Source organism: Mesorhizobium sp. Cs1321R2N1, from assembly GCF_037179725.1.
In the GTDB taxonomy this organism is placed as follows: domain Bacteria; phylum Pseudomonadota; class Alphaproteobacteria; order Rhizobiales; family Rhizobiaceae; genus Mesorhizobium; species Mesorhizobium salmacidum.
Genome location: NZ_JAPYKP010000040.1, coordinates 31,808 through 42,492, shown reverse-complemented (window position 1 = coordinate 42,492; position 10,685 = coordinate 31,808). Strand labels below are relative to the sequence as shown.

At 62.4% G+C, this 10,685-nt stretch carries 12 protein-coding genes; 2 read left to right on the top strand and 10 right to left on the bottom strand.

All coding sequences use genetic code 11. The features are described 5' to 3' along the window. Positions 1 to 547, bottom strand: a 547-nt coding sequence (locus O7A61_RS13330; protein WP_337130186.1) for an HlyD family secretion protein, incomplete at its 3' end; no start/stop codon positions are given. Positions 548 to 674: 127 nt separating this feature from the next. Here O7A61_RS13330 and O7A61_RS13325 point away from each other — a divergent pair. Then, positions 675 to 1,394, top strand: coding sequence for a TetR/AcrR family transcriptional regulator (locus tag O7A61_RS13325; protein WP_337130185.1), 720 nt, complete (start codon positions 675 to 677; stop codon positions 1,392 to 1,394). Positions 1,395 to 1,534: 140 nt separating this feature from the next. Further along, a complete protein-coding gene (locus O7A61_RS13320; protein ID WP_337130184.1) occupies positions 1,535 to 2,347 on the top strand; it encodes a tetratricopeptide repeat protein in 813 nt (270 codons plus the stop codon). Here the strand turns inward: O7A61_RS13320 and O7A61_RS13315 are convergent. From O7A61_RS13315 to rpmH, 9 genes are all read right to left on the bottom strand, one after another. Then, the gene (locus O7A61_RS13315) at positions 2,344 to 3,045 is read right to left on the bottom strand and encodes a hypothetical protein (RefSeq protein ID WP_337130183.1); all 702 of its coding nucleotides are present in this window, start codon (positions 3,043 to 3,045) and stop codon (positions 2,344 to 2,346) included. The genes O7A61_RS13320 and O7A61_RS13315 overlap by 4 nt on opposite strands. A gap of 71 nt (positions 3,046 to 3,116) precedes the next feature. Further along, positions 3,117 to 3,776, bottom strand: a complete 660-nt coding sequence (yihA, locus tag O7A61_RS13310) for a ribosome biogenesis GTP-binding protein YihA/YsxC (protein WP_027143852.1) — start codon at positions 3,774 to 3,776, stop codon at positions 3,117 to 3,119. Beyond that, positions 3,773 to 4,411 carry a CatB-related O-acetyltransferase gene (locus tag O7A61_RS13305; RefSeq protein WP_337130182.1) on the bottom strand — a complete coding sequence of 213 codons (639 nt, stop codon included), beginning with the start codon at positions 4,409 to 4,411 and terminating at the stop codon, positions 3,773 to 3,775. Before O7A61_RS13305 ends, yihA begins: the two co-directional genes overlap by 4 nt. A gap of 357 nt (positions 4,412 to 4,768) precedes the next feature. Beyond that, positions 4,769 to 5,329: a fasciclin domain-containing protein gene (locus O7A61_RS13300; protein ID WP_337130181.1), complete on the bottom strand. Its 561-nt coding sequence runs from the start codon at positions 5,327 to 5,329 to the stop codon at positions 4,769 to 4,771. Between the two features lie 215 nt (positions 5,330 to 5,544). Further along, positions 5,545 to 7,515: a protein-L-isoaspartate(D-aspartate) O-methyltransferase gene (locus tag O7A61_RS13295; RefSeq protein WP_337130180.1), complete on the bottom strand. Its 1,971-nt coding sequence runs from the start codon at positions 7,513 to 7,515 to the stop codon at positions 5,545 to 5,547. Between the two features lie 56 nt (positions 7,516 to 7,571). Continuing rightward, positions 7,572 to 7,790: a hypothetical protein gene (locus O7A61_RS13290; RefSeq protein ID WP_140716266.1), complete on the bottom strand. Its 219-nt coding sequence runs from the start codon at positions 7,788 to 7,790 to the stop codon at positions 7,572 to 7,574. A 485-nt stretch (positions 7,791 to 8,275) separates the two neighbouring features. Next, the gene (gene yidC / locus O7A61_RS13285; RefSeq protein WP_337130178.1) at positions 8,276 to 10,096 is read right to left on the bottom strand and encodes a membrane protein insertase YidC; all 1,821 of its coding nucleotides are present in this window, start codon (positions 10,094 to 10,096) and stop codon (positions 8,276 to 8,278) included. A 14-nt stretch (positions 10,097 to 10,110) separates the two neighbouring features. After that, entirely contained in the window at positions 10,111 to 10,464 is a 354-nt protein-coding gene (rnpA, locus tag O7A61_RS13280) for a ribonuclease P protein component (protein ID WP_027143858.1), read from the bottom strand. Positions 10,465 to 10,478: 14 nt separating this feature from the next. Next, positions 10,479 to 10,613, bottom strand: coding sequence for a 50S ribosomal protein L34 (gene rpmH / locus O7A61_RS13275; protein ID WP_008833937.1), 135 nt, complete (start codon positions 10,611 to 10,613; stop codon positions 10,479 to 10,481). Positions 10,614 to 10,685 lie beyond the last annotated feature (72 nt).

Here is a 10,685-nt window from a genome sequence, read left to right as displayed (position 1 = left end):
GCTGCTGGGCACGGCCGGCATTGTCGGCGGCGGCCTGGTCGGCGACCTTCTGCGCCTGTGCCTGCTGCAGGGAGGCCTGCGCGGCCTTGGTCTGCGCGTCGATGCGGTCGAGTGTCTTGGCCAGTGTGGCGATCTGCGCCTCGGCCTGGGCAACGGCGATCTTGTAGTCGCCGGCATCGATCGTCAGCAGCGGATCGCCGGCCTTGACCTGCTGGTTCTCGCTGACCAGGATCTGATCGACATAGCCGGAAATTTTTGGCGAGACGAACGACATGTCGGCCTGGACATAAGCATCGTCAGTCGAGATCATGAAGCGGCCCGTTGTCCAGTAGTCATAGCCGTACCAGGCGCCGCCGCTCAAAAGGGCAAGGCCGATGATCGGCAGCAGGAAGGAGCGCACCGAGCGCTTCTTCTTGGCCGGAGCTTCAGCCTCCGGCGGCGGTGCGACAGCCGGCTGGACATGCACATCGGGCGCTTCCGTCGCCGGGGCAACCTTGGCGTTGGGAAAAGGGCGGACTTCGGCGGTGGCGGGCGTGTTCGAGGACATGACATCTCTCTAATGTTATAATACTGAACCGTTCGGTTCGATCTGGCCGTTGACATAGCGCGTAAAGAGGACCATATCAAGAGGAAATCGAACCGGTTGGTTCGAATTATTTCGAGGTGCGACTTATATGGGTGAGACTGTGGGCAACGCCGAGACCGACCCGTGCGAAGACCTGCTGGAAGGTCTGCGCCGCGGCAGGCCGGCGGCTGGACAGGACCCGGTCAAGCGCAGCCAGATCATCGACGGCGCCCGTCGTGTCTTCATTGAAAAGGGCTTCGAGGCCGCCTCGATGAACGACATCACGCGCGAGGCTGGCGTCTCCAAGGGCACCATCTATGTCTACTTCGCCAACAAGGAAGAGCTGTTCGAGGCGCTGATCGAGGAAGAGCGCGGCACCATCTTCAAGAACATGTACGACATGCTCGACCACGCCGACGACCTGCGCCAGACGCTGATCAAGTTCGGCAAGGTGCTGTCCATGAAGATCACCTCGGCCAGGGTCATCCAGGCGCAGCGTACGGTAATCGGCGCCTCCGACAGGATACCGGACATGGGCGCACGTTTTTATGAACGCGGGCCCAAGCGCGGCCATGACAGGGTCGTGACATTCCTCAATGCCGCCATCGAACGCGGCCTGCTCGAGATCGAAGATGTCGACCTCGCCGCCTATCAGTTCACCGAATTGTGCCTGGCCGGTCTTTTCCGGCAGTGCATCTTCGCCTACCGCACCAAAGCCCCGCCCCAGGACGAGATCGACCACATCGTCAGGTCGGGCGTCGACCTGTTTCTGAAAGCCTACGGCACCGAAAGGCTGGCAGAGGGAGAAAAGACCTTACACTCATCCTGACAGGACTCTCCGAAACGGCCGTCCATTTTTTTGCGGAGGCCGGCTTGACCTCAAGGCGCTGAGCCTCAACGTTTGGATTTGGGTAGAACCGATCATTCCGCGGGAATGGTTCTCGTTCGCGAGTGTGAAGGCAGATCGGGATGGGCGTTCCGAAGCTCCAGAATGAGATGCGACGCATCGTGGCGGACTTCAACGCCGGTCGCCACGAGCAGGCACGGCTGCTTTGCGAGGAGGCTCTTCGCCAGACGGCGGACGACCCTGCCCTCAACCACCTTATGGCTGCCGTTCTTTTCGCCAAGGGAGAGATATTGGGAGGCCGCTCCCATATTCAGGCAAGTCTGGCGATCCGGGCTGACAACGCATCCGCTCAATTGCTCGCCGGCCGCTTGGCGCGGGCGGCACGGGACCTCGACCAAGCGTTGTTCCATTTCTCACGCGCGGCCGAATTGGCGCCTGGCGCCGCTGTGCTCATCGAGCGGGCGCGAACACTTGATGAGACAGGCGATCGGATCCAAGCGCTCGAGGCATGGCGACAGGTGACACTTGCCGATCCCTTGTCGGCGGAGGCGGCGGCGCGTTTGGGCCGCATGCTGTTCGAGGACGGAATGCCCGCCGACGCGGCACCTTTGCTGGAGCAGGCCGTAAAGGGAGACGCGCCTGCATCGGCGTGGTTCGATCTCGCCCTTGTCAGGCAGGATCTGCATGATCATGCGGGGGCAGCGGCCGCCTATCGCAAAGCGCTGGAGATACGCCCCGACAACGCCGAGGCGGCGGTCAATCTGGGGGTAGTGCTTCAGGAAGCGGGCGACATGGACGCCGCGATCGAGGCCTATCGAACGGCCTACGAGCAGCGCGCCACAACCTTCGGCATCATCGCGATGGCCCTGACGTCAGCGCCGCACGGCAAGCTTTGGATCGATCGCGAAACGTTGAAGGGCTTGCTTGCAGGTTAGCGGGCGCGCTTTACGCGAAACTGCTTCCGGTAGACGCCGGGTTCGGCAAGAACATCGGCGACGGTTTTTTCATAGGAGGCCTTGCGCACGGCATCGAAGCTTTCGAAGACAAGTTCGGGCGCGGCGCGCGGCACGGGAAAGCATTGCGCAACCGGTGTGCCCTTCGCCAGCACGCCGGAGAAACCCTGGTCGGTCCAAATCGCCGGGAAATTGATGCCGGCGTCCTGGAAGTGATCTGAATCGACGACACCAGTCACCAGGCGGAAAGGAAGATCATCGCGGCTGACCGGATGGGTGGCGAAGAGGGACCAGCCTTCCTCCAGCTCGATCGTCCAGAAACTGTTGAATTTTATGGCTGCCAGCCCATTCGATAACGGTGCGCCGGCGAGCTGTTCAGCGACATGGAAGCTGAGCGGCGAACGCGGGTGGCCCTTCGTTGACGGCTCGGCGATGTCCCACCGCCATTCGAAGGCTCCGTTCTCAACGGTCACGTCGCATGGCAGCAGGATCATGAAGCCATGCGTCATGGCATCGACGAAGGGCGGACACTGTTTTACCGTCCTGATCTCTCGCCCGTGGATTTCCGAATAGGCTTTCGGAGGCATCTTGCGGAGCCAGTCGGGCAGGACGCCGCGCGCGGGAACCGGCCGGGGCAGCATTTCGGCAAGCGCGGGATCACAACGAAAAACGATACGCATCCGGTTGCCCTCGAACGGCATTGCGATGTTGACGGATTGCCAGGGCGCGGTCAACGGATCGCGTAGGACGACTAGCCGCCATTGGCCGCAAGCACGATCGCGGCCTGCAATTCCTCGAGGCCTTCGCCTTTTTCCGATGAGGTCGCCAGCACGAACGGAAACGCAGCGGGACGCTTCTTGATCTTTGCCAGGGTCTCCTCGATCAGCCGCGGCACGCCGGCGGCCTTGATCTTGTCGGTCTTGGTCAGCACGATCTGGTAGGACACCGCCGCCTTGTCGAGCAGCGACAGCACCTCGTCGTCCTTGGCCTTGATGCCGTGGCGGGCATCGATCAGCACGTAGACCCGCTTCAGCGTGACCCGGCCCTTGAGATAATCGAAGACCAGCTTCGTCCACTCGTCGACCTTCTCCTTGGGCGCGGTGGCATAGCCGTAGCCCGGCATGTCGACCAGTGCCATTGGCGGCAGGTCGGCGCCCTCGCCGGAAAACCCGTCCGGCACGAAATAGTTGAGCTCCTGCGTGCGCCCTGGCGTGTTGGAGGTGCGCGCCAGCCCCTTCTGGTTGACCAGCGCATTGATCAGCGACGACTTGCCGACATTGGAGCGGCCGGCAAAGGCGATTTCGGGCGGCCCTTCCGGCGGCAGGAACTTCATGGCCGGCACACCACGGATGAAGATCCACCCGCGCGTGAACAGGTCGGTGCCGATCGCGGTGCTGTTTGGAACGTTCAAGCTGCTGCCTCCAGAAGAGAGATATCGGCGCCCCTGATGGCGTCGAGGTTGCGGCCGATCTTGTCCACCGGCCAGTCCCACCATGCCACCGCCAGCAGCCGCCGGATCGTCCTGTCGTCGAAACGCATCTTGACCACTTTCGCCGCGTTGCCGGCGACGATCGCATAGGGCGGCACATCGTGCGTCACCACCGATTTGGCGGCGACGATGGCGCCATGGCCTATTTCCACGCCGGGCAGGATCACCGCCTCCATGCCGATCCAGACATCGCTGCCGACCACGGTGTCGCCGCGCACTTCCTTCGACCACGTCGCCGGGTCAAAACCGTTTTCCCAGCCATGACCGAAAATGTTGAACGGATAGGTCGAAAAGCCGGACATGGCGTGGTTGGCGCCGTTCATGATGAAGCGTGCGCCTTCGGCGATGGCGCAGAATTTGCCGATGATGAGCTTGTCGCCGATGAAGGTATAGTGATGCAGCACGCATTTTTCGGCGAATTTGTCCGGCCCGTCCGGGTCGTCATAATAGGTGAAGTCGCCGATCTCGATATTCGGCGCTGTCACCAGCGGTTTCAGGAAGCCGACGCGCGTGTGCATCGGGATCGGGTGCTTGATGCCGGGGTTGGGTCCGTTCATGTGGTTTCGTCCGGGAACTGGCAGACAGGCGCATCCGTGACCGGAGGCGCCTGCTCAAAATAGCGTGATCCGCCCTATAGCACCAATCGGCCGGGGAGCGAGTCTTCCGTGGCGGACAAGCTGATTTGTTGCCGTGGCGGATCACGATCGGGTTGGATAGCGCGCCTGTCGAAACCACTGCCCTGATAGACCTGAACGTTCGACGCTCCGGGCGGCAGCACGAAGGTATGAGGGACGACAGGACCCCGGCCTCGCCGACAGGGCTTTCCAAGAAACATGGCACCTCGTCATGAGGCGGGGATGGCGGACCGAGAAAGCCCCAACGATCCGCCATCCCCGCCTTTTCGCCGGAAGCCGCTACTTCGGCAACAGAACCTTGTTGACGACGTGGATGACGCCGTTCGACTGGTTTACGTCGGCGATCGTCACCTTCGCCTCGCCGCCGGACTCGTCCATGATGTAGAGCTTGCCTTTCTTGATCTCGGCGGTGAGCGTGTCGCCCGAGACGGTCTTCATCTCGTATTTGCCGCCCATCGCCTTGGCCTTCTCCATCATCTCGGCGCCTGAAATCTTGCCGGCCACGACATGTGCGGTCAGCACCTTGGTGAGCTTGTCCTTGTTCTCGGGCTTGAGCAGCGTGTCGACCGTGCCGCTCGGCAGTGCCGAGAAGGCTTCGTTGGTCGGGGCAAAGACGGTGAAGGGGCCAGCGCCCTGCAGCGTGTCGACCAGGCCGGCCGCCTTGACGGCGGCGACCAGCGTCGTGTGGTCCTTCGACTTGACCGCGTTCTCGACGATGTTCTTGGTGGCGTACATCGGCGCGCCGCCGACATTCGGGTTCTTGGCATAGGCGGGAGCGGAAATCGCCATGCCGGCGACAAGGGCTGATATGGCGATGGTCCTGAATGTGGGCAAGCGCATGTGGTCTTCCTCCGGGTGAGGGCTGATCGGAATTGATAGCCTTTGGAAACGCACAAGCAGTCACGCCGCGCGAGCGCTTTCAGTTTCGCCGATCACGGGAACGTGAACGGATGCCCGCCCCAGAGAAAAAGCCCGGACGAGCCAGGCGCTTTCGACAGGCCGTGCGGTTGAGGACAGTCTGACCCGCCAATGCACTGGCATCGAGTTCCGGACATTCAGATGCCGAACGGAAATGTATCCGGTACCTTGCCGGTGCTGTCGGCCGACATGCTGAGCGGCGTAACAGCGGACGTTCGATCGAACCAGACGAAGGCGTCGAATTGGCGGGAGACGGACGAGTCCATGTAATGGCTGAGCCGTTCGGTCTCCGGCCGGTAGATGACGCCGATATAGCGTTCCGGCCTCGGCGCCGCCAGATCGTCGCCGAGCTGGCCATGGCGCCCAAAATCCAGCAGGAACGATGGTTTGCCGCTGTCGTGACACAGTCGCTCGAAGCTGTTCGGCAGCGAAGGATTCACGTCCTTCACCTCCATCTCGCCGCCCCAATCCGAGGCACAGGCGACAGTACCGGTATCTGTTCCGAAACCGATCAGCGCCGTCCGCGCACCGAAGCGTTCCCGGCAGAGCTGGCCGATGTTCAACTCGTCGCGGACGGTACCCATGACGGTATGCCGCGCGTCGCCGATATGCGAGTTATGCGCCCACACCACGGCCTTCGAATCCGGTCCATGCGCTTCGAGAAGCTGATCGAGCGTTTCGAACATGTGCCGATCGCGGAGATTCCAGGTCTCGGCGCCGCCATAATACATCACGCGGTAGTACCGCTCGGCCGATGCGACCAGACGTGCACTCTGTTTGGCGTCGAGCAGAGCGCCGTCGCCTTCGGCCATGGATCGCTCGAACAGATCCATGCACTGTCGCACAACGGCCTCTTCGCAGGTTCTGTAGCCCGGCCGCAGCGCCGCGCGCCCGTAGGTGGTGGGCTCGTTCTGCCAGGGCATCAGACAGCCATAGCGCTCGCGCGCTACGGCGGCCGCTTCGGGATCGACCTTGTCTAGGTAGGCAAGCACCGTGGCGATAGAGCCGCTCATATTGTAGAGATCGAGTCCGTAGAAGCCTGCCTTCGCGTGATCGGGCAAGTCCCGATTGTACTCACGCAGCCAGCCGACGAATTCGGACATCTCGGTGTTGCGCCACATCCAGGTCGGGAAGCGCTGGAAGAACGGCTGCGCCTCCGACTGCCGTTCCTCTGCGCGCACATACCGGTTGATCTGTGCTGCATCCGGCCAGTCCGCCTCGACGGCCACGATGGTGAACCCGTGTCGCTGGAGGAGGCGTCGGGTGACAGCCGCGCGGGCACGATAGAATTCCGAAGTGCCGTGGCTGGCTTCCCCGAGCAGGACGACGCGCCGGCTGCCGAACCGGTCGAACATTGCGCCGAAGGCCGGATCGTCGATCGGCGGCAAATCTTCGGCCGCCCGCGCGATTTGCCGCGGCAATGAAGGAGGGCGTAACTCGCGCGCCGACGGCGCGTTTTCCTCGTGCCCGCCATGCTCGCCGATCAACGGCACGAACATGACACCACCGAGATCCTCCTCCTCGAACTTGTTTGCCGCAATCCGCGTGAGGCGAACGAGGCGCTGCGAGTAAGGATCCTCACCGACCGGAATGATCAGCCTGCCGCCGATCTCCAACTGCTCCTGCAAGCTAAGGGGAATGGACTTGCCGGCGGCCGCGACGACGATAGCGTCGAAGGGTGCCTTTTCCTGCCAGCCTTTCGTGCCGTCGCCGACCCTGACCTCGATGTTCCGGTAACCGGCGGCATTGAGCCGCCGCTCCGCCTGTTGCGCGAGCGATCGGTGCCGCTCGACGGTGAAGACGTGTTCAGCAAGTTCGGCCAGTACGGCTGCCGCGTAGCCCGAGCCGGTGCCGATTTCCAGCACGCGGTCGGTCGCCTCGATCTCGGCCATTTCAGCCATTTTCGCCACGATGAAGGGTTGCGAGATCGTCTGTCCGCTGCCTATCGGCAGCGGGCTGTCCTCATAAGCGAATTCCTCAAAACCCTCGTCGACGAATTGCTCCCGCGCGACCCGGCGCAACGCATTCAGAACCCGCTTGTCATGCACACCGCGGCGCGCGATGTGCGCCTCCACCATCCGATGCCTGGCGTGCTCGAAATCCAGCATGACAGCCTCCAATCAGGGCGATCCTCTGCACGTTCGACGCCGGTCGTGCCAGGCTCCTATTCGTTGGTTCGCCCGGTCTGCCGGGGATTGACCCCGCCTTGCGGCGTGGTGTCGTTATCGACATCTCCCTTGAAAGTATTCTCGCCGTCCAGTTCCTCGTCCTCGTCGAGAAGATTGCCACCCTTGATCGTGCCCCTGGAGGCGCCAATTCCCGGATTCTGCTTCAAATCCTTGTCGGAGGGCTTGCGTGTCTTTGGGTGAATGTTGCTGCTCATCGGAATGCCTCGCTGCAAGTAGCATGATGAGGTCGATCCGCTGCACTGCCTTGAATTTGGACAGGCGCGTCGACCGGATCCTCCCACGCGGGAGCTTTAGGAAGCCTTTTGCGCGAACTCTTGAACGCAGGATAAGTTCCATGGGGGCAATCCGGCAGCAGCGAGGTTCGGCTGGTTCGCCAGCAATGACGGGAGGCCACGAAAATGCCGGTTCGGTCCCTGGTCCCTATCGCGTGCCGGATCACGGCATCGCACGCTGCATCACTGAAACTAGTGCATGTCGCCCGGAAGTGTCCTCGGTTCCGGGATAACGACATGTATAAAATCAGAAGTTTACAGCAGCGCGGGCGAATCCTATTCGCGCGACACGCTGTAAAAGGCTGAGCCCTGTGGAACACAGGACCCAGCCGCCAAATCCGCCCCTGTCTAAACCGCCCACTTTACGGTTCAGCCTGCGGGGGGCTCTTTTACCAAAGAGGCGCCGGCTATTCCGCCGGCGAGGGTTTCTTGCGGAACAGCGCCACCAGATTGTCCCACAGCTCGATCTTGGCGCCCTGGCGCTTCATGATCACGCCCTGCTGCAGGATCGACAGCGTGTTGTTCCAGGCCCAGTAGATGACCAGACCCGCCGGGAACCCGGCCATCATGAAGGTGAAGATGACGGGCATCCAGGTGAAGATCGCGGCCTGCGTCGGATCCGGCGGCGTCGGGTTCATGCGCATCTGCAGGAACATGGTGACGCCCATGATCAGCGGCCAGACGCCGATCATCAGCATGTGCGGCAGCGTGACCGGCACCAGCCCGAAAAGGTTGAAGATCGATGTCGGATCGGGCGCGGCCAGATCCTGGATCCAGCCGAAGAACGGCGCGTGGCGCATCTCGATGGTGATGTAGAGCACCTTGTAGAGCGAGAAGAAGACCGGAATCTGCAGCGCCACCGGCCAGCAGCCGGCGAGCGGATTGATCTTCTCGGTCTTGTACAGCTCCATCATCGCCTGCTGCTGCTTCATCTTGTCGTCCGCGTATTTCTCGCGGATCTCGAGCATCTTGGGCTGCACCTTCTTCATGTTCGCCATCGACGCGTAGGACTTGTTGGCAAGCGGGAAGAACAGCGCCTTGACGATGACGGTGGTGGCGAGAATCGCCAGGCCGAAATTGCCGAGGAATTTGTAGAGCGTGTCGATCAGCCAGAACATCGGCTTGGTGATGAAGTGGAACCAGCCCCAGTCGATCAGCAGGTCGAACCGCTTGATGTGGCGGTCTTCGGCATAGGCGTTGATCTTGGCGACTTCCTTGGCACCGGCGAACACCTCGGTCTCGACGGTCGCCGACTGGCCGGCCTCGACATTGATCGGGTCGGTCAGGAAGTCGGACTGGTAGCGGTGGCGGCCGTCCTCGAAATAGGCAAAGCGCGGCTGGAACGGCTGCTTCTCGGTCGGCACCAGCGTGACGGCCCAGTATTTGTCGGTGATGCCGAGCCAGCCATCGGTCGACTTGCCGGGCTGGTACTGCTTGTCCTTCTCGACCGACGCGTATTTGTGTTCCTGCAGGCCTTCGGCGCCGGTGAAGCCGATGAGGCCTTCATGCAGCACATAGGTGCTGGCGACGGCCGGCTTGTCGTAGCGCGTGACGCGGCCGTAATTGAACAGCGAAACCGCGCTCGAGCCGGAATTCTGCACCGTGTCCGACACCGTGAACATGTAGTTGACGTCGACGGAGAAGGTGCGCTTGAAGGTCAGGCCCTTGTCGTTGGTGTAGGTGAGCGTCACCGGCGTCGACGGGGTCAGCGTCGGATTGCCGTCCACGCTCCACACCGTTTCGGCACCCGGCACCGCGCCGGTCTTGTCGTTGCCGACAAAGCCGATCTCGGCGAAATAGCCCGTGGGCAGAGCCTGCGGGTTGAGCAGCTCGATCTCGGGCGAATTCTTGTCGACGGTCTCGGTGTAGTGCTTGAGCTTGAGGTCATCGAGCCGCGCGCCGGTCAAATTGATCGAGCCCTCGAGGCTCGGCGTGTCGATCTTGACGCGTTTGGATACCGCCAGCGCCTGGTCGCGGCTGGCCGCGGTGACGACGTCACCGCCGGGGGCATTGGGAATGGCGCCCGGGGCGGTAGTGCCTGGGGCCGGCGTCGATGCGCCCGGATTGGCCGCTTCTGCCGCCTTCTTCTGCTCCTCGACGCGCTGCTGCTCGACCTTGGCGGCCTCGCGCTGGGCTTCGCTGCGCGGCAGCACGTAGAAATACTGCCATACCGCCAGGATCAGCACCGACAATGCGATGGTGATGAAGAAGTTCCGGTTGTTTTCCATCGAGAGCCCTTGGCCTATCGTGTTCCGCGAAGTCGGCGGGAGAGTTCGGCCTTCAACTGGCCGAAAGGCGCGCGCAGCGCATCATCGCGCCCGACGATGACATAATCATTGCCGGGCACCATGTCATCTGCCGCATGGACGCGGACGGCCTCTTTCAGCCGCCGCCTGACGCGGTTGCGCACAACAGCGTTGCCGACCTTCTTGGTGACGGTGTAGCCGACGCGCGGCACCCCGCCGTCGCCGCGGTCAAGGACCTCGACGAGGAAAAACCGTCCGCGTCGCTTTTCACCACGACGGACGGCCAGGAATTCCGCGCGGTTCAGAAGCCGCTTGGGATTTTGCCCCACTGGCTTGCCGGTTGCGGGCAACGATCTCGTCTCGCTTAGGCGCTGAGCCGCTTGCGGCCGCGGTTGCGGCGAGCTGCGACGACGCCACGACCACCCTTGGTGGCCATGCGGGCACGGAAGCCGTGCCGGCGTTTGCGGACGAGTTTGGACGGTTGGTAGGTACGCTTCATTTGTTTTAATACCGCGGGGTGCGGCCCTTCTTGATTCTGTCACTTTGTAACAGGAGCTTTGCCGGGCCGGCT